Source organism: Mesorhizobium sp. LSHC420B00 (assembly GCF_000503055.1).
GTDB lineage: Bacteria > Pseudomonadota > Alphaproteobacteria > Rhizobiales > Rhizobiaceae > Mesorhizobium.
The window spans coordinates 126,314-151,738 of sequence record NZ_AYVY01000006.1 but is presented as its reverse complement, the minus strand read 5'-3'; the positions used below and the strand labels follow the sequence as shown (position 1 = coordinate 151,738).

The window sequence follows — 25,425 nt, the reverse complement described above, 5'->3', positions numbered from 1 at the left end:
CACGACTGCTTTAAGCCCACCGTTCCCCATCGAGGTGTCACTCCGATGGCGGACTCGCTTCGCGCTCCCTGAAGCCGGTGCCCCGGCTATCGACGAGACTAGTATTTGCCTGGCACCAACACCGAGCCGCTGTTCGACCAGGTGATGTACGCCTCGAGCGCCTTCATCGCCTCCGATTCGGGATCGATCTTCTCGCCCTGGCTCGGTTTCTCGATGCACCAGTTGATCATGTCGCGCAGTGTCGCGAACTTGGCCATCGACGCCTGGAACTTCGGGAACGCCTGCGGGTGGGTATCGGAGGCCATCGGATGGCACATGGCGCAGGCCCACCCGGTGGTCGACAGCTTGACGCCCAACTGCTCCTTCATCGCCGCATCACCATGGAACAGGAGGTCTCCTTTCCTGACCTCCTCCATGAACGCTTCTTGATAGAGTTTCAGCTGCTTTGGCGTTACCGGATCCTTGTTGGCACTGGCCGGCCCGACGACGGCAGCTGCGACGACTGCTCCGGCGACGATGGAACGCCTCAGAATGCAGAGGAATGTCGATGTGTTTATCATAGCCACCACCGTTATGGATTTGCCCATGGGTACTGTTTGTCGGCGATGCGTGACCGTATGACCTCCGCAATGCTCTTGTCGTGGTCCTCCGGCGACTGGACGAACACCTCCTTGCGGCCCCACATGATGTACTCGACATCGACCTTATCGTCGGCGTTGACGTTCACGGTTTCCCAACCGACCCCGTCGAAGGGATCGCCCGGATCGACACGGATCATCGGCTTGGTAAGCTTGGGCAAGCCTTCCGGCGCATACGGCCACGGCCAGGAGGTCGCCAGCATGCCGATCGAGCGCATGCTGCCGATCTCGTTGTAGAGCACCTGGTGCACGTGACCGTGGATGTTGGTGACCTTGGTATAAGGCTTCAGCACGTCATTCACTTCGCGCCAGTCGCGCACCCAGAAGTTCCAGGGCGGGTAGTACTCGTACAGCGGATTATGGCTGAAGATGACGATCGGTTTGGACTTATCCCAGTCGGCGAGTGTCTTCTGCATCCAGTCGAGCTGGTCGCGGCCGACGCCGGCCCACGCGCCGGCAACCGTGCCGTCGAGGGTAGCCATATGGCCCATGCGCTCCTCTGGCGTCATCTTCTTCGCTGTCCAGTAGTCCGGTCCCCGGCTGACCGTATCGAGCCCAATGAAGCGCACGCCCTTGTGATCGAAGGTCCAGTTGGGTTGGCCGAACAACTCGCCCCACTTCTGGCCCATATCCAGATACCAGTCATGCTCGCCCGGGATGTAGTATTTCTTGATCGTCAGATCCTTGAGGAGCTCAACGCCAAGCTCAAGTTCCTCGATCTTTCCGAGCTGGGCCAGGTCGCCGCCGAAGATCAGGAAGTCGGCCGGCGGATCCATGGCCTGGACCTCTTGCACGGCGCGCACCACCTTGTCGACGAAGCGCGTGTTGAGCGATCTCTCGTAGAGATGGGTGTCCGAAATCCAGGCAAACTTGAAGGGCGCTTCGGCGGCGTGAGCGACGTCGATGGTGTTGAGCAGCGGCCACCACGCGAAGGTCTGGCCGACGGAAGCAGCGCCGAACAGCAGCGATCTGTGAATGAAGGTGCGGCGGGTGATTTGGAGCGAGTCGTCGGGGCGTACGCCAGGCTGCTGCAGCACCGCATGCATTTCGCGCCGAATGCGGTCAAGCTCGTCAGACATCAGGGTTCCTCCTCAGTGCAGACCGTTTCTTAAAGCGTCGGTCTTCTCGCAGGAACGCGACCCTGTTGAATCAGTGGGTCGCCCATTTTGTTATTTTTTCAGTTCAATCGTCAGACTGGTGGCCTTATTCTCCTCTACCGTGACGGGCTGCTCGATGGGCCCGGTGAAGGGATGGATCGCCACGAGCTTGTAGTCCCCCGGCGGAACATCGGTTATGCTGAATTTGCCATCGGCGCCGGTGACCGCGTAGTAGGGATTGTCCACCACATAGACCCAGCCCTCCATCCAGCCATGCGCGTCGCAATCGATGCGGACAGTGCCGGCACGCTTCAGTTCGACCGGTATGCGCTGGCCCTTATTGGGCAGCGCCAGGTTGAAGGCGGTGCGCTTGCCATAATAGCCGTGGGTGTTGTGGAGCACTGGGTCGCTGTTGACCACCTCCAACGAACCGGCCGGTATCATCTGCACCGCGGGCTCAAAGCGACATTTGAGGTTGTTAAGTTCAGGCAGCTTTCCGGGCTGCGGCCAGGCCTTTCCCTGTGCCACGTCGACCAGCTGCACCGCCGCGTTCAGCACGGCCTGATCGCTGCCGACTTCGATCAGCGGCTCCTCGCGGGGGTCGCCGCACACCTCGATATTCTTGGTGGGGATGATCTTTGTTGTCGGCACGTCGCCGCGGTAGACGATCGTACCCTCGATCGTTCCGCCTCCCGTGACCGGACCCACTTCGTAGGCTTGCGCAGACGCGGACATTATCGCAACGAAAGAGATCGCCGCTAGTCCGCTCATCAATTCGCGAATCATCATAAAAGCCACCTCCTTCAAGAGAGATGAGGGGCAACTCTCAAAAATAGAGCCAAACCAGTGCCATGTCTAGCCATCCAGCAACAAAATATGATAAAGTGGGTTGGTTTAGGCGAGTTTGTTAATCACAAACACACGCGGGGGTTTTGGCGCGTCATTCTCGAAGTGCCGGAGGTCCTTGATGAAGCGACGGCATCGACTCCTCCGCCCCTGGGCCTACGGTCCGCATCCCCTCTTCTGCATCATATTCGCAGCGGCCCTGTCGATCTGCCAACCGCTCGTGCGAGCTGACACGGCGCCTGTGACGGTCGGTGGCCCATTCACGCTCACGGCGCCGGACGGAACGACGGTCACCGATGAGACTTATCGCGGCAAATGGCTGCTGGTTTTCTTCGGCTATACGTCTTGTCCCGACATCTGTCCGACGACTCTGTCCGAAATCGCCGCGGCGATTGAGGAACTCGGCCCCGACGCCGCAAAACTGCAACCGCTCTTCATCACCGTCGATCCCGAACGCGACACGCCTGAGGTGATGGGAAGCTTTACCGCGGCGTTCGATCCGCGCATCGTAGGGCTGACCGGCAGCGCACAACAAATCGCTGCGGTTTCGGAGGCATATGGCGCCTACGGCGTGGCGCGCCAGGGCGAAGCGGGCGGTGACGACTACCTAATGGATCACGGCACCTACATCTACATCATGAACCCACAGGGGCAATTCGTGGAGGGGCTAGACTCTGACACACCAAGCAGCGGCATTGCCGCTAGGTTGGGTGAACTGGTGCGATGACACGATCCCTGGGATGACGCAGATCACGATTATGCAGTTGATCGATCCATAGAAAGTTGTCTTCCGGAAGGAGAGCGGCCATGCAAAGACATACAAAGGAAGCTTCGGAGCTTAAGGCATTGATCCTCGCGGATCTTCATAAGGAGCCGGGATGCGGGGACGTCACCGATTTTGTGATTCAGCGGCTCGAAACCAAGGAGAACGGGGCAAACTGGACTGTCAAATATCTGGATCCTAATCAAGATAAGGTCTGCGAGACGATTCTGATAAACATAGCGCGAATGTTGCAGCTCAACTTCGACCTTCCTGAACGCGGGTCGTGAGGAACGATGCGAGCGGGATCGGCGTGGATCGCGCTTCGACATAATTCGTATGCAAGCAGGGGAATCGGCGATGGCGGAACCCACAGCGTTGCACACCGGCAAATCTGGCGGCGTAAAGAACGTCATTGCGCCGCGACGATTTGGACCTCCGATGACCGGAGATGCGGGCGATATGGCCGATGGGCAAGGCGGTATCTTGGAGCCAGGCATTACGAGTTATGACGGTTTCTTTGCGGATGCGATCGCGCGTCTGCAGGGGGAATGGCGCTACCGTGTGTTCGCGGACCTGGAGCGCATCGCCGGACGCTTTCCCAATGCCGTGTGGCATTCCCCGCGTGGACCGAAGGACGTCGTGATCTGGTGCTCCAACGACTATCTCGGGATGGGGCAACACCCAAAGGTGGTCGCCGCGATGGTGGAGACTGCTACCCGCCTGGGAACGGGGGCCGGCGGGACGCGCAATATCTCCGGCACCAGCCATCCGCGCGTAGAGCTCGAGGGCGAGCTTGCCGATCTCCACGGCAAGGAGGCGGCACTGGTCCTCACGTCCGGCTATGTTTCGAACCAGACTGGCATCTCGACCATCGCCAAGCTGATCCCCGGTTGTCTGATCCTGTCCGATGCGCTCAACCACAATTCGATGATCGAGGGCATCCGCCAGTCCGGTAAGGAGAAGAGCATCTTCCGCCATAACGACGTCGATCATCTCGAGGAATTGTTGAAGGCGGCGGGTCCGGATCGGCCAAAACTCATCGTCTTCGAAAGTCTCTATTCGATGGGCGGCGACGTCGCGCCAATCAATCGCATTTGCGACATCGCCGATCGTTACGGCGCAATGACCTATCTCGACGAGGTCCATGCTGTGGGCATTTACGGCCCCCGCGGCGCCGGCATCGCTGCGCGCGACGGCGCCATGAACCGGATCGATGTGATCGAAGGCACGCTCGCCAAGGCTTTCGGCTGCCTCGGCGGCTATATCACGGGAAGTGCTGTGCTGATCGATGCGATTCGTTCCTATGCTCCGGGTTTCATCTTCACCGCCGCGTTGCCGCCGGCGATCTGCGCCGCGGCCACAGCGGCGATCAGGCATCTGAAAGCCTCGCAGTGGGAGCGCAAGCGCCAGCAGGACCGCGTCCGGCGGGTCAAGGCGGCGCTAGGGGCCGCTGCGCTGCCGGTCATCCTGGGCGACACCCATATCGTTCCGGTGGCTGTCGGCGATCCGGCGCATTGCAAAGCGGCGAGCGACCTGCTCCTGAGCGAGCACGGCATCTATATCCAGCCGATCAATTATCCGACCGTGGCGAAGGGAACTGAGCGGCTGCGCATCACGCCGACACCCTGTCATGAGGACATCATGATTGATCGGCTCGCGGCAGCTCTGTTCGATGTCTGGAATCGGCTCGGGCTGCCACGCGACAATCTCGCCTGAGCGGCGAATGAAGCTTCGCCGTTGCCCGGACGTTCCGGGTCTTAAGGTTCAAGGAAATGGCTGCCAAGGAAATCATGTTCTCGTTCGAGGCTCGCGACAGAATGCTGCGCGGCATTGACACCCTGGCGAATGCGGTGAGCGTCACGCTTGGCCCGCTAGGGCGCAACGTCGCGATCGGTAGGGAGCACGGCGCGCCGCGGGTCACGAAGGACGGCGTGACCGTCGCCAGAGAAATCGAACTCGACAACAAGTTCGAGAACATGGGCGCCCAGATGGTGCGCGAGATCGCAACAAGAACTTCCTATCAGGCCGGCGACGGCACGACCACCGCCGTCGTGATCGCGCATGCGATCGTCCGGGAGGGCGCCAAGGCGGTGGCCGCCGGCATGAATCCCATGGACCTGAAGCGCGGCATCGATCTCGCGGTCGAAGCCGTCGTCGCGGAACTCAAGAACAACGCCACGAAGGTCACCTCGAACGTCGAAATTGCGCAAGTCGGCACCATCTCGGCCAACGGCGATAGGGAGATTGGCCGCTGCCTAGCCGACGCCATGAAGAGGGTCGGCAATGACGGCCTGATCACTGTCGAGGACGGGACGTCGCTCGAAACCGAACTCGAATTCGTCGAGGGCATGCAGTTCGACCGCGGCTACATCTCGCCCCATTTCATCACCAATCGCGCAAAGATGCGGGTCGAGATGCAGGATGCCTATGTCCTCATCAGTGAGAAGAAACTGTCCAGCCTGAACGAAATACTGCCGCTGCTGGAGAAGGTGGTGCAGGCCGGCAAGCCGCTGCTCATCATCGCCGAGGATGTCGAGCGTGAGGTGATTGCGGCGCTGGTGGTCAACAAGTTGCGCGGCGCTCTCAAGGTTGCAGCAGTCAAGGCGCCGGCCTACGGAAACCGCCGCAAGGCGATGCTGCAGGATCTCGCGCTGATGGCCGGCGGAACGGTGATCTCGGAGGATTTGGGCATCAAGCTCGAGCATGCTTCCCTCGATATGCTCGGGCGCACCAAGAAGGTGATGATCGACAAGGCAAACACCACGATCGTCGGCGGCGCCGGCAAGCGGGCAAGCATCGAGGCCCGCATCGCTGAGATCAAGCTCGAGCTTGCGGAAACCACCTCCGATTACGACCGCGAGGAGCTCCAGGAGCGGCTGGCCAGGCTCGCCGGTGGCGTCGCCGTGATCCGGGTCGGCGGTGCCACCGAAGTCGAGGTCAGGGAAAAGAAGGATCGCATCGATGACGCGATGAACGCGACAAGAGCCGCGGTCGCAGAGGGCATTCTCCCGGGCGGCGGGGTCGCCTTGCTGCGCGCCGGCAGGGCGCTTAAGAAGCTCAAGGGCGGCAACGAGGACCAGCAGGTCGGCATCGCGATCGTCAGGAAGGCGATCACCTGGCCGGCTCGGCAGATCGCGATCAATGCCGGCCTGGAAGGCTCGGTCGTCATCGCCGGGATCCTCGAAAACGACGACAACGCCTATGGCTACGATGCCCAATCGGGCGTGTACGGGGATCTGGTGTCAAAGGGCATCATCGACCCGGCCAAGGTGGTGCGAACGGCGCTCCAGGGCGCGGCCTCGGTTGCGGGTCTTCTCCTTACAACGGAAGTCATGGTGGCCGAAGTGCCTGGCCCGCCGCCGCCGGAGCTTCCCGGTCACGAGCATCATCATCACGACATGGATATGGATTTCTGAGCGCATTGCGGGCGGCGGAAGCACCGAAGTGTCCGGACTGGATCGCCGCTGGCGACTGCTAGAGAAAGCCCACTCGTCCGAACCGCGGCCAACACAGCAGTATTCGGGATCAACTCCTGGAGGCACTCCCGGCTGAGCCATGATCATCGGTCGGCGATTCCGACGTGACGGTGACAGGCGGGGTGGTTCAATTTTGGGGTGCCTATCGTCCAAAGAGGACCGGGCTGCATCGCGCGTTCTGGCCGAGACTATCGCGGGCCTGCGCGAAGTTCAGGATCATCGGGTCTCGATCGAAAAAATCCCCCCAACCGCGTCTGACGCCACCCGGCAAGCGCGTCGCTTGGTATCCTATCCGTCCGTGTGCGGTAGAGATCTAGCTGCACACAGCCGCATCTTCCGCTTACTGTCGTGGCGGACGGTTGTCCGCGCGCGCAGTGGCTACCCGCTGCGCTGCGGCAAACAAATCCGGTCCATGGCCGCAGCGGCGCACTGCATTCGGCTCCAAGTCGTGAAGAGTGAGGCCTCACAATTCCAAGGGGATATGCTCATGAAAGCGTCGCCGCCGAGCTTTTCGGCACCTTCTTGTCTTCGGCTGCGCGTCAGTGGTGACAGGCGGTTTTGGCGGGCTGCTGCCGGCTCGGTCGCTTGGCATCGGCCTCAGCTTCGGCATCGCTGTAACCGCCCTGGCTTACGCGATTGGGCCACTCTCGGGCGCGCACCTCAATCCGGCCGTCACGCCGTGGACGCCTCCCACAAGGGCCACTTTGTATCCTGTTTCCCACATCGCCGCAGTCCTCAACGAAGGTCTACAGATGGCGCATTTGGTCCTTATCGGCTGCCGCAGAGCCAATCGCTCTCGAGTGCAGGCACTCCAGTGGAGTCCAGACGTTGGATTGGACCTCGACCTCTACAAAAGCACACTGAGCTTCCGGTCGGGCTACGACGGCATTCCGAAGCGATCGCTTCGGCGAGAAGTCGTCGTTCTCAATCGGGCGACCGGGGATACATCGGCGAAGACGGCATAAGGGAGGATGGGCCAGACCGAGCCGACGGAAAGGTCGTAGCCAAGGCCTTGGGGCGCATAGCGCCTGGCCGGGAGGCCGCCGCCAGTCAGACTGACGCGACGCGTCGTTGAGCGAGGTGGAGACCCGAGCGGGCTCGACGAGGGTCCACGGCGGTCACAATGTTGTGGTGATGATCGCAGTAGACGCGATCCGGCGAAGTTGGCCCAGCACAAAAACGATAACCGCCGGGTACTGACGGGTCTTCGCTCACCGGGAAGCGGCACTGATAGAGGCCTAGCTGAATGAGGGGGACGTCTCTCGAAGTTAGTCTGATATTTTCAGGCATGATGGTTTCCTAGTTCATAGCAATTGCCGGCTGACGGCCGCAGTGCGACCCGTCGGGGCGAGCTAGGACAACGGTCGAAGCCAGTCCGTGATTTGAACCTATGGCTTCGGATCGACAATCAGCGGGTTGGCCGCATCCAGGTGGCAAGTGTCCAACAAACTCAGCAGATGATCTTGCTGGCGGCTGTCCTTTTCACACGTCGTCGCATCCGATCTGTACGACCATGCGCCTGGCCCTCTTCCTTAGCACCGCACGGCCTCACATCCTTCACTCCGATGAAACAGTCGGAGAACAAACGGAATGCTGCGGGGCCAAGTGCTTGCATGCGTCAGGCGTTGGAGCATGCGCTCGATCCCACGTTAGTTCAGTTCGTGGAAGCTCTTGCGATTGCCGACGCTAGGCGCGATCATCTCGCTGTGAGGCTATCTGCTTCGACACCTAACTTGGATGTCGTCGAAGCAATTGGCTGCAACGGCGAGGTTCGTGAATGATACGCGCAGCCATTTACGCCCGGTTCTCGACCGAGCTGCAGAACGAGAAATCCACCGATGACCAGATCGTCCTTTGTCGCGCGTATGCAGCACGGCATCAGCTTGATGTGGTTGCGGCTTACGAGGACAAAGCTCGCTCGGGAGCTTCGATGTTTGGCCGTGCCGGCCTCATGAGATTGATGGATGCGGCGCGCGAACGAAAGTTTGATGTCGTCATTGTTGAGGCACTCGATCGCCTTTCGCGCGACATGGAGGATCTCGCTGGACTGCACAAACGACTGTCATTCCTAGGGATCGAGATCCAAGCTGTTCACGACGGCACAGCTGACGCAATCTTGATCGGAATACGAGGTTTGGTGGGCCAGATGCAGCGCGAGGATGGCGCAAAAAAGGTACGTCGAGGAATGGCCGGAGTGGTTCGCGACGGGCGCCACGCCGGCGGTCGCGCATTCGGGTATCGGGCAGTTCTTGGGCGTCCCGGTGACTGGAGATCGTTGAAGAGGAGGCTGAGGTAGTTCGCCGGATCTTTGCGGCCTACACCTCTGGCCGGCCACCACGCGAAATCGCACAAGATCTCAATCGCGAGGGGGTTTTGTCCGCCTCGCGGCACTCGTTGGAACGCCTCTACCATCAACGGAAACGCACAACGCGGCGCGGGGCTGATTTTGAACGAGCTCTATTTTGGGCGCATCGTCTGGAACAAGGTTCGGATGGTTAAGGACCCAGATACCGGCAGGCGTCTGTCCCGTCCGAATAGCCGCGACCAGTGGCAGACGATTGATGTCCCACACCTGCGTATCGTTGACGAAGAGATATGGCGACGCGCGCAGGACTTGAAGACAGAAAGATCTCGTCTGAAATTGAACGTGAAACGTCGGCCACCGCATCTCCTCTCGGGCCTGTTGCGATGTGGCTGCTGCGGTTCGGGCATGTCGGTGCACGATCGCGACAAGACTGGCAAAACACGAATCCGCTGCTCGACAGTTCGTGAGAGCGGCAGCTGTCCCAATCGTCGCATAGTTTACCTGCGGAGCGTGGAGAATGCTGTATTGGATGGAATGCGTGACGAGCTGAAGGACCCGCGTCTCATTGAGATCTACGTCCGGAATTATAATGAAGAGCGTCAACGGCTAGCAGCCCGTGCGTCCAACGTTCGGGTCACCCTTGAGACAAAGATCGCACGGATTGAAGCCGAGCGACAACGCAGCATTGACCTGGTGGTCAAGGGAATTATTGGTGATGACGACGCCCGAGAGCGTATCGCCGAGTTGAAAGATCGACGCATCGAGGCGGAGGCAGAACTTGCCAGTCTTGAAGAGGCGCCATCGACCCTTACTCTGCATCCGGCAGCGATAGAGAAGTATGTCAAAACGGTCGATGAGCTCGCTTCGGTCTTAGCTCATCACGCCGAGGCGGATGACGATCGGGGCGTGCTGGTCAAGAGCTTCCGCGCGCTCGTTCATTGTGTGACGGTTCATCCCAAAGGGCCGCGACAGGATATTGAGATCGAGGTCAAAGGCAAGCTTGCCGCCCTCATCGGCGGCAACACATTCCCCCAAGCGCGGTATGCTGGAGAACGCGCGGTGGCCGAGGAGCGCCACAGGCAAGATCCCACTATTACGTACGATAGTGGGTTTAGGGTGGTAGCGGGAGAGCGCTACCGCCTTTCCCCCCACTCATCGAACCACCAGTTCCGGCTTCGTTGCTGCGGCTGAGCGAGATAAGTCGAGCGGCGACAATGCCTTTGGTCGCCGAAGGCAGACCGTCGTCGCCGATCAGCCGCCGGACTTGTCGAGAACTGGAACTGTGCGCGATTTCGCCCGGTCGGCTTCCATCGTGACGCAAAAAATGCGGACCGCCGCGGACGGGTACAGTCGGTCCCGCGTCTCGGTCTGCGGCCGGCGCTATGCTGACGCTCCTACGGCTGTCCCGTTCACCGCCCGCGGCGGGGGCGAATTTCCTCCGTCCCGCGCGCGACAACTGTCCACTGTTGCGGACGCGCGCAGGACTGCGGGTTATACGCCATCTTTCTTAGAGCGCCGACGACCGCCGGCGCGAAGATCAACGCGGTGCGTCGTTTGGAAAGACGAATGAGGACGGCGTCATCGCTACTATTCGCTCCCGTCGATTCTCTCCTCGATGGGACGCACCGGGAGATAGGCGTTCGTCTCCAGCCATTCGCGCAATAGAGAGCCCATCCAACTACAAATTTGGGAGGCAGGGCTTGCTCTCCGAATTCTTGCATCCAAGGTCAGCGATGGGAGTGTCGTGCGCACCCGATGGTGAGGTTCACTATCGGCCGTTCCCGCTCGCATCGGGTCAACTCCCCAGGCCACCATCCACCACGTGCACCTGGCCGGTAACGTAGCTGCTCATTGAGGATGCCAGATAGAGGGCGACGCTGGCCACCTCGTCAGGGTCGGAGTGGCGCTGCAACGGAACGGCCTTGTTCACCGCCTCCGTGACATTGACGCCGCTGATCGCGCTGATGCGGTTCTCGATTTCGTGCTGGAACGTGTTGTGGATCGGACCTGGATTGAGGCATTGACGCGGATGCCGCGCGGCGCGAGCGCCCGGGCCGCCGCGCAGACCACGCCGACCTGCGCATGCTTGGCGACGGTGTAGCTGATGTTCTGCCCCGCACCTTCGCCACCACGCAGGCCGGCGAGGCTTGAGATGACAATGATGCTACCGGGCACTGTAGCCGCCGTCGGCCATCAAGATATGCCCTGTCACGAATGACGCGTTCGGACCAGCAAGATAGACAAGGGCATCGGCGATTTCACTAGGTTCGGCCCAGCGGCCAATGGGATGGGCGCTCTTGATGGCCGCCTCGCCTGCGGCTGGGTCGTCCAGGCCTTCGAGGTAGCGAGTCAGGAACGGCGTATTGATTGATCCTGCTCCAACAGCGTTCACACGGATGCCTCGGGAAGCATAATCTACGGCCATCTGTCGTACCAGTTGAAGCAGGGCGCCTTTGGCCGCGCAATAGGCTGCCTGTTGCGGCAAGCCGACGACGCTTGAAATGGATCCCGTCGCGACGATCGAACCGTGGCCACGCGCGAGCATCGAAGGCAGCGCGCGCCTCGACATCAGGAAGAAGGATTTGGCGTTCGCATTCATGACAGCGTCCCACTCATCCTCGCTGGTTTCGTGAGCGGACTTCGAAATGATGAAGCCGGCGTTGCTGACGAGCACGTCGACCGGACCGAACCGCTGTTCTGCCGTCGTGAATATTTTCTCGACGTCAGCGACCTTGGTGACATCAGCGGCAACCGCGACGACATGATCGGGCGAGTCTCGTTCCAGTTCGTCGACGGCCGGGTTGAGATCTGTTGCGCATACCTTGGCACCGTTTTCGATGAAAAGTGAAACTGCAGCCCGGCCGACACCTCCCGCCGCTCCTGACACGACGACGGTTTTGCCCTCAAAGCTACTGGTCATGATGGTTCTCCGATCGTTGATGTTGGTACTAAATTGTAAGCGGCTGGCTCGGGGGTCGCTCACAGAGAGAAAGCAACCCTGTCTATCAGGCGGCCAGAGCCGAAACCGACGGATCAGCCCGACCCACGTTCCTTTCGGCCGTCGTATCCTCTCTTCGTTTTCAATCGAGCCTCGCAAGCGCTTCCGCAAAGAAGTTTACGTCGCCGAAATTGCCGGATTTGAGTGCCATCATCAGTTCGCCTCCCGGGTATCCGATGGTGCGCAGCATCGGGACGCCGGGGGCAAGTTCATCGCCGACCTCGAACGAGCCGATCGCCAGCTTGTCCACCACGGCGCCCGAGGTCTCGCCTCCCGCCACCACGAGCCGCCGAACGCCGGCGTCGACGAGCCCGATGGCGATTTCCGCCAAGGCGTTCTCGATCGTCTGCCCGGCCTCGTGCTTGCCGTGCTGCCGCTGGAGGGCTGCAACCGCATCGGGGCTGCCGGAGGACGCGATGAGCACTGGCCCAGCCGCGAGCTGCCGTCGAGCGAATTCAAGGGCCTCTTCGACGGCGCCGCCGCCGCCGGAGACAATGCGCTGCGGATCAAGGCGTAGCACCGGCATATGTCTTTCGGCGGCATCGATCTGCTCCAGTGTCCGGGCGGAACAGCTGCCGGCAATGACCGCCGATCGGCCACCGACAGCAGCAAGGTTAGCCATTGATCCCCGGGCTGGGCGTGCGGCCAGAGCGGCCCTTGCGAGTCCGTAGCCAAGTCCGGACGCACCCGTCGAAACGGCGCCGCCGGACGCCAATTGGCCGAGGACATCGAGATCGCTGTCCCGGATGGCGTCGGCGATGATCGATTTCCGCCGGCCAGGCATTGCGGCGATCTTCGCTCTGCAGCTTTCCAGGCCAAGTGCGACCGTCTGGCAGTCGAGACTGTGAACAGCGTGCTTGGATTGCCTCGCAAGAACACGCGTAAGATTGGCGTCATGCATCGGATTCAAAGGATGGTGCCGCAAGGCGCTTTCGTTGAGTGGGACATCGTTGACGAACAGGTGCCCCTTGTAGACGGTGCGTCCGGTTTCCGGAAACGCCGGCGTAACCACGGTCCAGTCCTGTCCAGCCCGCTCCATGAACGCATCGGTAACCGGACCGATATTGCCCGCATCGGTCGAATCGAAGGTCGAGCAAATCTTGTACATGACGTGGCGGGCGCCGATCCGCCGGAGCAATTCCTCGGCGGCGAGCGCACTTGCGACCGCATCGACAGCCGGCACGGAACGGATCTTCAGCGAGACCACAAGCGCATCAATCGTTTCGAACAGACGGCTATCGACCGGGACTCCTATGGTCTGGACGGTTCGAAGGCCGCATTTGCGCCAGGTGTTCGCAAGATCTGAGGCCCCGGTGTAGTCGTCGGCTATGGCTGCGAGAATGACCGTCACTGCCTGCGCCCCCTATACGGCGCAAACCAGCCAAGGCCAGCTTTCGTCTCGCCAGCGGGCTGATACTCGCAGCCGACGAAACCGGAATAATTGCTCGTCTCAAGCTGTTCGAAGAAGTGCCGATAGTTGACCTCGCCGGTATCCGGCTCGTGCCGTGCAGGCACCCCAGCTATCTGGACGTGCCCGATGAGCGGCTGCAGATGCCGGAAGCTCTCGGTGATGTCACCATGCATGATCTGTCGATGGAACACGTCGAACTGAAGCCTGACGTTCGGGTGATCGAGTTCCTCAATAAATGCTGCGGCACGCGCAAAGTCGTTCAGGAAATAACCGGGCATGCTGCGGCCGTTGATCGGTTCCAACAGAAGGTTCAGGCCTTGGGCGGCCAGCTTCGATCCGGCGAAGTCCACGGCACGCCTGTAGCTTCTCAACGCTTCTGCGTCTGACGGGTCCGCAAGGCCGGCCATCATGTGGAGGGAGCGCACGCCAGTCGCCGGGGCGTAGTCCAGCGCCTTGTCGACGCCTGACTGGAACTCTTCGAAGCGATGCGGCAGGGCAGCGATGCCGCGTTCGCCCGCAGCCCAGTCTCCGGGAGGAAGATTAAACAACGCCAGTTCGAGTTCGCATGCCCTCAGTCGGCTGCCTACGGTTTCGGGTGCGAATTCATAGGGGAACAGGAATTCCACGGCTCCGAAGCCGGCTTCCGCGGCAGCCTCGAAGCGGTCAAGGAACGACCATTCCGTGAACATCATGGTGAGGTTGGCGGCGAAGCGTATCATGCGGCGAGATCGATCATGATGCCGCCTTGGCTGTTGGCAGCGATGCGCCGGACAACTTGGCATAGGTGCGTGCAACCGACGCGTCGTCGTCATGTCCCATGCCTGCGCCCGAGGTCGCGAGATACATCTGGAGGGCCGCCGCTGCGAGCGGCACGGGATATCGTTCGGCCCGAGCCATGTCCTGGAGAATGCCCAGATCCTTGACGAATATTTCAACCGAACTCAGCGGCCTGTAGTCGCCATCGAGGATATGCGGGACACGGTTCTCGAACATCCAGGAGTTTCCCGCGGACGCGGTTATGACCTCGTAGACAGTGGAGAGGTCCAAGCCGAGCTTGGATGCGAGCACCATGGCCTCGCATGCGGCCGCGATATGGATTCCTGCCAGATGCTGGTTGATCATTTTCACCGAAGCGCCGATGCCGGGTTCGTCGCCCAGGCGATAGACCTTCGCCGCGACCGCATCCAGGACATGCCGCGCCCGTGCGAAGGCATTCGGGCTGCCCGACGCCATGATCGTCAGGGCGCCGTTCGCGGCTTTCGCTGCGCCGCCCGAGATCGGGGCGTCGAGATAGAGGATTTCGCGCTCCGCGAGGCGCGAGGACAGGCGTTTTGCCTCCGACGGCGCCATGGTCGCTGACGAAATGAATACCGAGCCCGGTGGCATCACCGGGAACACGCCGCCGTCGCCGAAAAGCACCGCGTCGGTCTGCGCGCTGTTCACGACGACGCAGAGGACGACGCTCGCATTGGCAACAGCTTCGCTCGGTGATTCCGCTATCCGCGCGCCGCTTGCAACCAGCCTTTCCGCAGCGGTCGCGGAGGGATCGTAGCCGACGACCGCGTGTCCGCGTCGCACAAGCGAACTCGCCATGCCAAACCCCATCGAGCCCAACCCGATGACGGCGACGTTTGATTTTTCCGCGCTTTTGCCAGCAGACATGCGTATCCAACCTCTTGCTTTCAATCCAATCATAATGCAGATTATCTACAATCTGCAACGGGCTGTCGCCGCACTTTTGAGATTTTCAGGTTGGCGTCCGTGGGTAAGCTCAGTGCGTTTGGCTTCGTGCCATGCGCCTAGAATCTCGGGTGATATGGATCAGACGAAACTCTGTGAACAGATTGTCCGCTTCGGCAGGTCGCTGTTCGATCGCGGACTCACCCCCGGTTCCTCGGGAAACATCTCTGTTCAGCTCGACGAAGGCGGCTGGCTTGTGACCCCGACAAACGCGTCGCTCGGATTTCTGGATCCAGCGTCCATTTCCCGCCTTGACGCAAAGGGCAATCTTGTCTCGGGCGACAAGCCGACGAAGGAGATCCCCCTGCATTCCGCGCTCTACGACACAGTCAAAGGATCTCGGGCTGTGGTGCATCTGCATTCGACGCATTCGGTCGCCGTCACGATGCTTCCCGAGATCGATCCGAAGTCGGTGCTGCCGCCGATGACGCCGTACTATCTCATGCGCGCTGGCCGAACGGCGCTGGTGCCGTATTTCAGGCCGGGCGATCCGGCGGTCGCCGGGGCCATCAAGGGATTGGCCGGCAAATATACGTCGGTCCTGCTGGCCAACCATGGGCCGGTCGTGACCGGCAAGGACCTTGAGGGCGCCGTCTTTGCGATCGAGGAACTCGAGGAAACAGCAAAGCTGTACCTTCTGCTGCGCGGTCTCAACCCGCGATATCTATCTGCGGAGCAAGTCGAGGATCTGGCCAGGCAATTCCCGCTCCCGGGCCCTGACGGAGCGCACGACCACCATTAAACAAGGCAGTTTCGTCTGGAGCGGGGTGGTCCAAAAACACATTGACAGATTGTAGACAATCTGCAATTTTGAAGATGGGAACAAGGAAGCAAATAATGCTCTCGCAGGACCTGAGTACCGAGCATTTCCGGCAATCGATGCGGCGCGTGGCGTCGACGGTCTGCGTGATCTCGTGCAGGCACGACGGGCGCCGGTATGGCATTACCGTCACGTCGGTCACGCCGCTCAGCTTCGCTCCCATTTCGATCCTTGCGTGCGTCAACCGCAACTCGTCGATCAATGTGCCGCTCAAGGAAGAGGGGCAATACTGCATCAACGTGCTTCGGGCCTCGCAGGCTGACATATCCAACTCTTTCAGTGGCGGACGGCCGTCCGAGAGGCGTTTCGACATTGGCGAGTGGACCGAAAAGGACGGCATCCCCTACCTGGCAAGCGCGCAGGCGAACCTGTTCTGCGAGATGGATCAGGCGATCTCCTATGCCACGCACGACATCATCATCGGGCGGGTCGCAGGGGTGGCATTTGCCTCCGATGTCGACCCGCTGATCTACCATAACGGCGCCTACGCGCTGACTTCACCCATGGTCCTGCAGAAGGCTGGATAGGACTGTTTACCAACGTCGACAGCCGTCGCCGAGGGATCTTAGGAGCAAATGAATGCAGCTTGGCCTTTTTAACCTGATGACGCTTCGCGATCATCCCGACGGTGCCCAGGGCGTGATGCGCGATACCCGCAAAATGGTGGAGACCGCCGATGAGCTCGGCTTCGATGTCGCGTGGTTCGCCGAACACCATTTCGCCAACTATTCGAGTTCGCCGTCGCCGCTGATGATGTGTTCCTACGCGGCCGGATGGACCAAGCGGATCAAGCTAGGCCCGGGCGTTATCGTGCTGCCGCTCTACAATCCGCTTCGTGTCGCCCAGGAGATCGCGGTCGCCGACACACAGACCGAGGGCCGCCTCGTCATCGGCCTGGGTACCGGCTATCAGCGCTATGAGTTTGATCGCTACAACATCGTGCTGGACGACAGGGTCGACGTTTTCCTTGAGTATTGGGACGTCATCGAAAGAGCGCTCGTCGATGGCGAGGTCGAGTACAAGGGAAAGTACATTTCCCTCCCCAAGACCAGCTTCGCGATCAGCACCCAGCAGAAGCCTCTTCCCCCGATTTTTGTGACCTCCTCCCACCCGAAGCTTCTCGATCGCTTCAAGAAGTGGAAGGCGGTCCCGTTCCTTGCAGCCAGCACGCTCGGATCGCCCGTGCTCTACAAGATGGTCGACGGGCTCAACGACGCCTGGACATCCATCGGCGAGCAGCCTTCGACCAAGCCCTTGGCGATCATGCAGTACCTGGCCATAACCGACAGCCGCAGCGAGGCATTGGTCGTGGCGGAGCGGGCCCGGTACGTGGGGCGTATGGCGCATTATCTGCGCCAAGCCTCGCCGCCGCTGGACGACAACAGCTACATCAGCAACCAGACGTTCGAAGGCGAGTACACGCTCGACCAATATGCGGACAACATGGTGGTAGGCGATCCGCACGCCGTTGCCGAGAAGATGGTCGCGGACATCAAACGTCTCAATCCAAGCAACTACACCTGCAACTTCTCCTTCGGCTGCATGCCAATCGAGTTGGCGCATCGCTCGCTCGTTCGATTCAAGAACGAAGTCGTGCCCCTGATCGAGAAGGAAGTGGGACCTATCGAAGCTCTCGGCGTGACACCCAGGCTGGCGAGAAAGGCGAGTTGAGCGGTCTCAATTGCTCAGCCAACAAACTACTTGGTCTGCAACAAAGAAAAGGGGAATGAAATGAAAATGGTTATGAGGGCTCTGCTGGCTACGGCGGTCGCCACATTCACGCTGGCTGGTCAGGCGCATGCCGACTCCGCGCTCGACACGATCATCAAGAACAAAAAGCTGCGTTGTGGCATCATGCTGGACAGTCCGCCTGCCGGCTTCCGCGACTCGAACAACGAGCCCGACGGGTATGACGTGACGTACTGCAAGGACATGGCAAAGGCGCTTGGCGCAGAGCCGGAAATCATCGAGACGCCTTCGCCGGATCGTATCCCGGCGCTGGTTTCGAACCGCATCGACGTCCTTATCGCCTCGACTACGCCGACCCCGGCACGTGCGCTGACCGTGGCGTTCACCCAGCCATACACCAACAACGTCATGGCAGTCGTGACCCGCAAGGACACCGGCATCGCCAAATACTCTGACCTGGCATCCAAGAAGCTTGGTGGTGTCGTTGGCACCACGCCTGAGCAACTCTTCAAGGATGAGCTGGGCAAGGGCTGGGAGGGTACGGGTGCGACCTACACCGGCTTTGCGAGCGATGCGGAAACCTTCCTGGCTCTGCAGCAGGGCAAGATCGACGCCATCGTGATCAATGTCGCCGTCTTCAACTCGCTATCGCAAAGTGGTCAGTTCCCAGAGTTCGTGATGGCCGGACTTGCCCCTCTCGCCGACTTCGGATCGATTGCCGTCAAACGTGACGACCAACAATTCCTGAACTGGGCGCGGGTTTTCGTGTTCACTCAGGTTTCGAACGGGCGTTGGGCCGAGGTGTACCACAAGTACTACGGCAATGGTCCGCTGCCGCCGCTGACAGCTGAAGGCATTAACTTCTAAGCATAGAGCTTATGCCGGCAGGAAAACCCTGCCGGCATGAGCATGGGATGATTGGCATGAACGGCTATCAGTTCTACTGGTCCATAGTCTGGGATTCACTGCCCCTGCTGCTGGCCGGAGCCTGGGTGACGATCCAGATCACCATTCTCGCCTTCATTATCGGCACGCTCATTGCGATGCCCATGGCTGTCGCGCGCCAGCAGGGCGAGGGATGGGCCTACCGGTTTTCGACCTGGTGGGTGGAGCTGTCGCGCAACACGCCTGCTGTCTTTCAGCTCTATCTATTTTATTTCGGGCTGGGCGCCTTCCACATCAACATCCCCAGCTACGCCGCCGTCCTCATCTCCGTTTCCTTCAACAACGCCGGATACATGACAGAAATCTTCAGGGGTGGTCTCAACGCCATCCCGCGACAGCAGCTGTCGGCTTCGCGCTCACTCGGCATGACCAGCCCGCAGAGCTTCATCCATGTGATCTTTCCACAGATGTTCAAGGTGATCTTCCTCGCCTATGTCACTCAAGGCATCTGGGGAATGCTGAACACCTCGTTTGGCATGCTGGTCGGACTGCAGGAGCTCTCGGGCGCCACGCAGTACGCGCAGTCCGCATCCTTCCGGACATTCGAGTTCTTTCTGGTCACGGCGCTGATCTATTACCTCATCGCCAAAGGGCTGCAGTTCTCGTCCCACCTGGCCTTCCGCCTCATATACAGGAGCTAGGCGTGCAGTTTCAGTTCGCAAACCAAGGCCTCGCCTGGTCGGATGCTTATTTCCTGGCTCAGGGGCTGCTCAACACCGTCAGGCTGGCCGCCGCAGCAACCCTTGTCGGCACCCTTGCCGGGATCGTCCTTGGCTGGTTGCGCACCGTGTCAATGACCGTGAGGATCGCCACGGCCCCCTTCATCGACATCCTGCGCAGCGTGCCGATGATCATCCAGCTGATACTCGCCAACAGCCTTCTATCGATCCTGGGCTTCGGCACTTCACCCTTTTGGTTCGGTACCGTCGCACTTGGTGCCTGGATGTCGGCAGTAACTGCCGAGGTGGTCCGGGCGAGCCTGCTCTCAGTCCCGGTTCAATACCGCAAGAGCGCTCGCTCGCTCGGCATGAACGGCTACCAGGAGCTCTTGTACATATCCATGCCCCTGGCATTCAGGACGGGTCTGGCTCCGTGGATCGGGCTCGTCCTCAGCCTGATCAAGGACAGCGCTCTCGCAGGCGTGGTCGGCTACATCGAATATATGCGTTCCACCCAGATACTCATCACCAGGACACATGAGACCTGGCTGCTGCTGATGGGTGCGGGGCTTTTCTATTTCCTTATCTGCTATCCTGTTTCCCGGTACAGCCGGCACCTCGAAAGAAAGGTCCGCGTATGATCCGCATCAGCAACGTCCAGAAGGCCTTCGGATCGGTGATCGTGCTCAAGGGCATCGATCTCACGGTCGAAAAGGGCGAACTCGTCTGCCTCATTGGCGCGAGCGGGTCGGGAAAATCTACGCTCCTGCAATGCATCAACGGGCTCGAACCGATCCAGGGTGGCGAGATCCTCGTAGACGGCATCAGCGTCCACGATCCGAAGACGGATATCAACAAGCTGCGCAGCAAGCTGGGCATCGTCTTCCAGCAGTACAACGCCTTCCCGCACCTCACGGCGCTGGAAAATGTCGCGCTGGCACCCCGGGTGGTCTCAAAGCGAAGCCGCGCTGTGGCGCGCGCACTTGCGCAGAAGCACCTCGAGCATGTGGGGCTGGGCGACAAGGGCGACAGCTTGCCGTCTCAGCTCTCAGGCGGCCAGCAGCAGCGTCTCGCCATCGCCCGAGCGCTTGCAATGGAGCCGAGCTACATGCTCTTCGACGAGGTCACCTCCGCCCTGGATCCCGAACTAGTCGGCGAAGTGCTTGAGACCATGCGCCTCCTGAAGAGCGAAGGCATGACGATGGTGGTTGTCACGCACGACATCAATTTCGCTCGGGAATCGGCGGACCGCGTGGCCTTTCTCTGCCAGGGCGAAGTCTGCGAAATCGGCACGGCCGAAGAGGTGATCGACAATCCCCGCAAAGAACAGACACAGAAGTTCCTGCGGCGCGAGAATCGCAAGCCCCTTGAAATCGTCAGAAGCTCAGTCGCCTAGCGAATTCCATCCAAACGCAGCATCGAAGGGTAACTCATGATCTCGTTCAATCTCACGGGAAAGGCGGCGCTTGTCACCGGGGGCGCGTCGGGCATCGGCCTCGAAACCGCGCGCATGATGGCCAAGGCAGGCGCCAAGGTCGCAATCAACTATCTACCGGCCGACCAGAGGGGCGAGGCTGCTCTCGCTGGGCTCCAAAGAGAGGGGCTCGACGTTATCGGTGCTCCAGGCGATGTCGGCGACGCCGGGCAGGCCAAGGCAATGGTGCTCGAGGCGGTGGCGAAGCTCGGCCGTCTCGATCTGCTTGTCAACAACGCGGGAATACCGGGCGTGAAGGTCCCGGTGCCGATCAACGACCTGGACAGCATAACGGAGGAGCTTTGGGCAAATCTGCTGAACGTCAACCTGATGAGCGTTTTCAGGTGCTCGAAGGCCGCGGCGCCTGCTCTCAAGGTGGCCAAAGGTTCGATCGTGAACACCGCTTCCATCGCCGGCTTCGGCGCCGTGGCCAGCACCATCGCCTATAGCGGCTCCAAGGCCGCGGTCATCAACCTGACGAAGAACCTGGCGCGTGCGCTCGCGCCCGATGTGCGGGTCAACGCGGTGGCGCCCGGCGTCGTCGAAAGTTCGTGGGCGATTGAATGGTCGGTGGAGCGTCGCCAGAGCACCCTCGCCAGCACACCTCTGAAGAAAGTCTGCACCACGGCGGATGTCGCGGAGCTTATCGTCTTCCTCGGTTTCGCCGGCGCGCTGATCACCGGTCAGACGGTGGCGATCGATGGCGGCATCTCGATCTGATCAGCACTGGAGAACGGCATGGAACTCGTGAAGCTAAAGTCCGGCAGCATCCTGGAAGAGAAGGAAGGCTATTCGCGGATCGTCGCCCTCGACACTGGATCTTCATGTCCCTGACCGCAGGACGCGACTACAAGACCCGTGTGATGCCTGAGACGGCCGTCGAGCAGGCAAGGCAAGCGATGAAGAACGTCGAAGGCGCGCTTGAGGCGGTCGGCAGCAGCCTTGCGGATGTTGTGCGGCGACGCATCTTCATTCCGCGCCAGGAAGACGTCCCGGAAGTCATGGCCTATATGGGCGAGAAGTTCCGGGACATCTCTCCGGCAAGCTGCGTCAGCTGTGGTCCGTTGGGCGGACCTGAGTATCTCTTCGAAATAGAGCTCACTGCGTATCGTGGTGCTGGCTCCCTTCCGGCGAAGAACCTGGTGGTCTCGCTCAAACGGCAAGTCAGGCGGGACAGAACGTTTTCCACTTATTCCGTACGGATAGCTTAGTGGCAGGCTTCTCATTAGATTATCGCATTCGTATATAGTCTACATTCCGAATGCCTGTGCAGCCGATCTCCTGCGGTCGCCTTATGAGGATCCTGATGCGACACGCAAATGAAACAGGCGCCATTCTGGNCTGTGCAGCCGATCTCCTGCGGTCGCCTTATGAGGATCCTGATGCGACACGCAAATGAAACAGGCGCCATTCTGGCTCCCATGACGCAGATGGAAAGCACGCAGTTCGCTGCGGAGCAAATCCGGAACGCGATCATTGCCGGGCACTTCAAGCCCGGCGACCGGCTCGTCGAGCAACAGCTTACCGACATGTTGAACGTCTCCCGGCATCCGGTCCGGGAAGCATTGCGCCTGCTTGCTCGCGAGGGGTTCGTCGAGATCAAGCGGAACAAGGGAGCATCTGTCAGGGCGGTGGACGCAGACAGCGTCATCGAAGTCTACAATATCCGGATGGCTCTAGGAAAAATTGCCCTGGACCATCTGCTCGCGGAACCAGGTCGCCTAGCTTCGGTTGACCTCAAGCGTCTCGAAAAATTGGCTGAGAATGCCGTCAAGTTTGCTAACCTCGATAGCCAGGTCGAGACCGTTCGCAACGATCTTGAGTTCCAGCAAGCGATCATTGACGCGACGGGATTGCAGCGGACCATCCGCTACTTTTCCGAGCTGACCGCAGATGTGAGGCGCTTCAACCATCAGTTGGGCGTTGTCTATACAGACCGAAAGGGCGACGCCGAGAAGTATGTCGTCAAGCTACTCGAAAGCTTGCGCGACGGAGATCTCCGCACGGCGCATGAGATCTGGCAAGCCAAGTTCTCGAAGGCTCTCGAGCGCTACCTTTCGCTGATTGCCGACAGTGAATCAGATGGGGCGAGCCGCAACAGCGTGAAGACCGGTCGACCCTCACGTCGGTAGCAAGGGACGGCCTCGCACGAAGCATCTTCGCGCGTTGATTGTCCTCCCGATTTCGGCATCTAGGTCATGATGCGGCTCGGGCTTGATCGCCAACATGCACGCGCTTTTGCTTAAACAATGTTGCACCTGATTTCACTAGCAGAATCGACGCAGACGCGTCATTGTGCAATGAATATTGCGAAAGAGTGCAACATGAAACCGACCGCTGAAGCGCCGCGTGACTATGAAGAGCTCATCCGGCTCATCCACGACCGCTACGACGAAATGAGCAAATCCTACCAAAAGATCGCGCTCTATCTCACCCAGAATCCTAACGACGTTGCTGTCAGGTCGGTGAATGCAATTGGGGATAGCAGCGGAGTGCATGCCTCAAGCTTCGTGCGCTTTGCGCAGGCGCTCGGTTATGAAGGCTTCAAGGAACTCCAGTCTCTCTTTCAGAAGCGCCTGTCGACCGCCGCGCCCGGCTTCGAGGCTCGTATCAAGGCGCTGGAAGGCGAATTGGGAGCGCGAACAGATCGTAGCGAAGTCGGATTCATGCGCGACCTCGTGGTTCGCGACATTGCCTCGCTTCAGGACATGCTGACACAGATACCACCCGAGGATCTGGCCAAGGCAGTGACCCTTCTCGAAAAGGCCGACGCGATCTACCTGATCGGGCAGTTGCGATCGACGCCTGTGGTCGAACTTCTCCGCTATATCTTGACGATGCTGGGCAAACGTTGCGTGCTGCTTGATCCCGGCGGCGGACTTGCTACGCATATGGCGCGCATGATCCGCAAGACCGATGTCTTGTTTGCCGTGTCCTTTCGCTTCTACGCCAATGAAGTGGTCAATGTCGTGGAAGAGGCCGCTCGCAGCGAAGTTCCGATAATTGCTATTTCCGACAGCACGCTGTCTCCGCTAGCCAAGAACGCCAGTGTTCTCTTCGCCGTACCGGAGCATGAATATACCTTTTCCCGTTCGCTTGCCGCCCCAATGTGCCTCGCCCAGGCGCTGACGGTTGCACTCGCGGCGCGACTGCAGAACAACGCTGTCAGTCCGCGCATACCCACCGTCACCGGGCAGTAGCGGTTCCCCGACAACAACCCGGGCGTTCCGCGTCCTTGGCATTCCGGTTGCGAACCAAGCGCGCCAGGTGCACTCGAACCTGGATGTCGCAATAGAAATTGCGCGTTTCGCATGATGCAAAGATTTCATTGTCGCATCGTTGACACATCGTTCATTGCGGAATATTTATATCTTGCAATTTTCGTTGCAGCCTATCCTTAAACCGGTTCGGGGGTGCCCCGTGCCGTCGTGAAGGGGGGCGAACTGAGTATTCCATGGGAGGAAACTATGAAGCGACTTCTGACCGCATTTCTGACGGCAACCGCTATGGCAAGCGCCTTGGCGGCGGCACATGCTCAAGATGCCAAGAAAGTGTTCTTTTTACTGCCGAATACCACGACAATTCGCTTCACAAGCCGGGACGCGCCGTTCTTTGTCGCGGCAATGAAGGAGAAGGCGCCGAACGCTCAGGTGACCGTGCAGAATGGCGAGGGGGATCCGGCGCGGCAGCAGCGGCTGGTCGAAGACGCCATCACCCAAGGCGCCAGCGTGATCGTGCTCGCGGCGACGGACGCAAACCTCGCCGCTGGCAGTCTTAAGGCGGCAGCTGATGCGAAGGTGCCGGTGGTCCTTTATGATCACGACGCGGTCGGCGGCAAGGCCGAAGCGCACGTCGTCTTCGACTCATTGTCAGTTGGCCAAGCCCAAGGCAAGCGCGCCGCCGAGCTGATCAGCGCAATGAAGAAGTCGCCGGTCAAGGTTGCGCGCGTGAAGGGTAATGAGGGCGAATACGGTACAGGCCAGTATGAAAAGGGCCAGAACGAATTCCTTCAGCCGTTGATCGATTCCGGCAAGGTGAAGGTCGTCTGCGAGCAGTACACGCAGAACTGGGATCCGGCGCTGGCTCAATCTTTCGCCGAAGACTGCCTGACCCGCAATGGCGGTGATGTCGATGTCTTCCTCGGCATGAATGACGGTACCACCGGAGGCTCGGTTGCCGCTCTGATCAGCCAGGGGGCCAAGCCTGGCGACAAGCTGGTGACCGGCGGACAGGACGCGACCGTTGAAGCGTTGCGGTACGTCGCACAGGGATGGCAGGACAACTCCGTGCTCAAGGATCTCAAGGTTGAAGCGACCTATGCGGCGGACGTCGTGGCTTCGATCCTGGATGGCAAAGGAGTGCCAAAGGATCTGATCAACGGCAAAGTGAACAACAAGTTCATGGATGTGCCGGCTGTCTTCCTGCCGGTGAAGAACATCACCTTGGATAATCTCTCGGACGTCGTCACCGCCGGCGTCTGGACCTGGCCAGAAATCTGCAAGGGCATCGAAGACACCGAAGTCTGCAAGAAGAACAACAAATAGCGAGATCGACCGAAGGACAG

26 protein-coding genes and 2 pseudogenes are annotated in these 25,425 nt (G+C 60.1%); 20 read left to right on the top strand and 8 right to left on the bottom strand.

Features of this window, described 5'->3' with window-relative positions; all coding sequences use genetic code 11:
- Positions 1-98 precede the first annotated feature (98 nt).
- From X760_RS51985 to X760_RS51975, 3 genes are all read right to left on the bottom strand, one after another.
- On the bottom strand, positions 99-560 hold the full coding sequence (locus X760_RS51985) for a hypothetical protein (protein WP_023718668.1): 462 nt from the start codon (positions 558-560) through the stop codon (positions 99-101).
- Positions 561-571: 11 nt separating this feature from the next.
- Positions 572-1,717 carry a metallophosphoesterase gene (locus X760_RS51980; RefSeq protein ID WP_023718667.1) on the bottom strand — a complete coding sequence of 382 codons (1,146 nt, stop codon included), beginning with the start codon at positions 1,715-1,717 and terminating at the stop codon, positions 572-574.
- A 90-nt stretch (positions 1,718-1,807) separates the two neighbouring features.
- On the bottom strand, positions 1,808-2,521 hold the full coding sequence (locus X760_RS51975) for a carboxypeptidase regulatory-like domain-containing protein (protein WP_031193906.1): 714 nt from the start codon (positions 2,519-2,521) through the stop codon (positions 1,808-1,810).
- Between the two features lie 181 nt (positions 2,522-2,702).
- On the opposite strand from X760_RS51975, the gene X760_RS51970 reads away from it, so the two are divergent.
- The 8 genes and pseudogenes from X760_RS51970 (at position 2,703) to X760_RS51945 (ending at position 10,316) form a co-directional block, all read left to right on the top strand.
- Complete coding sequence (locus X760_RS51970; protein ID WP_023718665.1) at positions 2,703-3,308, top strand: SCO family protein; 606 nt, start codon at positions 2,703-2,705, stop codon at positions 3,306-3,308.
- Between the two features lie 80 nt (positions 3,309-3,388).
- Positions 3,389-3,631 (top strand): hypothetical protein, encoded by a 243-nt coding sequence (locus tag X760_RS51965; protein ID WP_023718664.1) that lies wholly within the window; start codon positions 3,389-3,391, stop codon positions 3,629-3,631.
- A 172-nt stretch (positions 3,632-3,803) separates the two neighbouring features.
- Positions 3,804-5,060: a 5-aminolevulinate synthase gene (gene hemA, locus X760_RS51960; protein WP_051409649.1), complete on the top strand. Its 1,257-nt coding sequence runs from the start codon at positions 3,804-3,806 to the stop codon at positions 5,058-5,060.
- A gap of 56 nt (positions 5,061-5,116) precedes the next feature.
- Positions 5,117-6,760 (top strand): chaperonin GroEL, encoded by a 1,644-nt coding sequence (gene groL / locus X760_RS51955; RefSeq protein WP_023718662.1) that lies wholly within the window; start codon positions 5,117-5,119, stop codon positions 6,758-6,760.
- A gap of 602 nt (positions 6,761-7,362) precedes the next feature.
- A complete protein-coding gene (locus X760_RS79080; protein WP_023718661.1) occupies positions 7,363-7,785 on the top strand; it encodes an aquaporin in 423 nt (140 codons plus the stop codon).
- Between the two features lie 812 nt (positions 7,786-8,597).
- Positions 8,598-9,116 (top strand): recombinase family protein, encoded by a 519-nt coding sequence (locus tag X760_RS77890; protein WP_023718660.1) that lies wholly within the window; start codon positions 8,598-8,600, stop codon positions 9,114-9,116.
- A pseudogene (locus X760_RS79075) lies at positions 9,086-9,157 on the top strand (hypothetical protein); the annotation flags it as partial. The gene X760_RS77890 and the pseudogene X760_RS79075, both read left to right, overlap by 31 nt.
- Positions 9,129-10,316, top strand: a complete 1,188-nt coding sequence (locus X760_RS51945; protein ID WP_245278570.1) for a recombinase family protein — start codon at positions 9,129-9,131, stop codon at positions 10,314-10,316. The pseudogene X760_RS79075 and the gene X760_RS51945, both read left to right, overlap by 29 nt.
- A 604-nt stretch (positions 10,317-10,920) precedes the next feature.
- Here X760_RS51945 and X760_RS74575 read toward each other — a convergent pair.
- The 5 genes and pseudogenes from X760_RS74575 to ltnD all read right to left on the bottom strand — a co-directional run bounded on the left by X760_RS74575 (position 10,921) and on the right by ltnD (position 15,196).
- Positions 10,921-11,300 (bottom strand): annotated as a pseudogene (locus tag X760_RS74575) (SDR family oxidoreductase).
- Complete coding sequence (locus X760_RS51940) at positions 11,290-12,108, bottom strand: SDR family oxidoreductase (RefSeq protein WP_245278569.1); 819 nt, start codon at positions 12,106-12,108, stop codon at positions 11,290-11,292. The pseudogene X760_RS74575 and the gene X760_RS51940 overlap by 11 nt, the downstream one beginning before the upstream one ends.
- Positions 12,109-12,205: 97 nt before the next feature.
- Positions 12,206-13,474 carry a 3-oxo-tetronate kinase gene (otnK, locus tag X760_RS51935; RefSeq protein WP_023718655.1) on the bottom strand — a complete coding sequence of 423 codons (1,269 nt, stop codon included), beginning with the start codon at positions 13,472-13,474 and terminating at the stop codon, positions 12,206-12,208.
- Positions 13,471-14,253 carry a 2-oxo-tetronate isomerase gene (gene otnI, locus X760_RS51930; protein ID WP_023718654.1) on the bottom strand — a complete coding sequence of 261 codons (783 nt, stop codon included), beginning with the start codon at positions 14,251-14,253 and terminating at the stop codon, positions 13,471-13,473. Before otnI ends, otnK begins: the two co-directional genes overlap by 4 nt.
- A gap of 13 nt (positions 14,254-14,266) precedes the next feature.
- Positions 14,267-15,196, bottom strand: a complete 930-nt coding sequence (gene ltnD, locus X760_RS51925; protein WP_023718653.1) for an L-threonate dehydrogenase — start codon at positions 15,194-15,196, stop codon at positions 14,267-14,269.
- A gap of 154 nt (positions 15,197-15,350) precedes the next feature.
- Between ltnD and X760_RS51920 the strand changes: the two genes are divergently transcribed.
- The 12 genes from X760_RS51920 (at position 15,351) to X760_RS51865 (ending at position 25,405) form a co-directional block, all read left to right on the top strand.
- Positions 15,351-16,016: an aldolase gene (locus X760_RS51920; protein ID WP_023718652.1), complete on the top strand. Its 666-nt coding sequence runs from the start codon at positions 15,351-15,353 to the stop codon at positions 16,014-16,016.
- A 95-nt stretch (positions 16,017-16,111) separates the two neighbouring features.
- On the top strand, positions 16,112-16,621 hold the full coding sequence (locus X760_RS51915; protein WP_023718651.1) for a flavin reductase family protein: 510 nt from the start codon (positions 16,112-16,114) through the stop codon (positions 16,619-16,621).
- 52 nt (positions 16,622-16,673) lie between these two features.
- Positions 16,674-17,765: an LLM class flavin-dependent oxidoreductase gene (locus tag X760_RS51910; protein ID WP_023718650.1), complete on the top strand. Its 1,092-nt coding sequence runs from the start codon at positions 16,674-16,676 to the stop codon at positions 17,763-17,765.
- Positions 17,766-17,825: 60 nt separating this feature from the next.
- Entirely contained in the window at positions 17,826-18,650 is an 825-nt protein-coding gene (locus X760_RS51905; protein ID WP_031193900.1) for a transporter substrate-binding domain-containing protein, read from the top strand.
- A 56-nt stretch (positions 18,651-18,706) separates the two neighbouring features.
- Positions 18,707-19,369 carry an amino acid ABC transporter permease gene (locus X760_RS51900; RefSeq protein ID WP_031193898.1) on the top strand — a complete coding sequence of 221 codons (663 nt, stop codon included), beginning with the start codon at positions 18,707-18,709 and terminating at the stop codon, positions 19,367-19,369.
- 2 nt (positions 19,370-19,371) lie between these two features.
- Positions 19,372-20,028, top strand: a complete 657-nt coding sequence (locus X760_RS51895; RefSeq protein WP_023718647.1) for an amino acid ABC transporter permease — start codon at positions 19,372-19,374, stop codon at positions 20,026-20,028.
- Entirely contained in the window at positions 20,025-20,783 is a 759-nt protein-coding gene (locus X760_RS51890; RefSeq protein WP_023718646.1) for an amino acid ABC transporter ATP-binding protein, read from the top strand. The genes X760_RS51895 and X760_RS51890 overlap by 4 nt, the downstream gene beginning before the upstream one ends.
- Before the next feature lie 36 nt (positions 20,784-20,819).
- Positions 20,820-21,581 (top strand): SDR family NAD(P)-dependent oxidoreductase, encoded by a 762-nt coding sequence (locus tag X760_RS51885; RefSeq protein WP_023718645.1) that lies wholly within the window; start codon positions 20,820-20,822, stop codon positions 21,579-21,581.
- A gap of 104 nt (positions 21,582-21,685) precedes the next feature.
- Positions 21,686-22,072, top strand: coding sequence for a Rid family hydrolase (locus X760_RS51880; RefSeq protein ID WP_023718644.1), 387 nt, complete (start codon positions 21,686-21,688; stop codon positions 22,070-22,072).
- Between the two features lie 171 nt (positions 22,073-22,243).
- The gene (locus tag X760_RS51875) at positions 22,244-22,993 is read left to right on the top strand and encodes a GntR family transcriptional regulator (protein ID WP_051409654.1); all 750 of its coding nucleotides are present in this window, start codon (positions 22,244-22,246) and stop codon (positions 22,991-22,993) included.
- 117 nt (positions 22,994-23,110) lie between these two features.
- The gene (locus X760_RS51870) at positions 23,111-24,061 is read left to right on the top strand and encodes a MurR/RpiR family transcriptional regulator (protein ID WP_245278568.1); all 951 of its coding nucleotides are present in this window, start codon (positions 23,111-23,113) and stop codon (positions 24,059-24,061) included.
- Between the two features lie 306 nt (positions 24,062-24,367).
- Entirely contained in the window at positions 24,368-25,405 is a 1,038-nt protein-coding gene (locus tag X760_RS51865; protein ID WP_245278567.1) for a sugar ABC transporter substrate-binding protein, read from the top strand.
- Positions 25,406-25,425 lie beyond the last annotated feature (20 nt).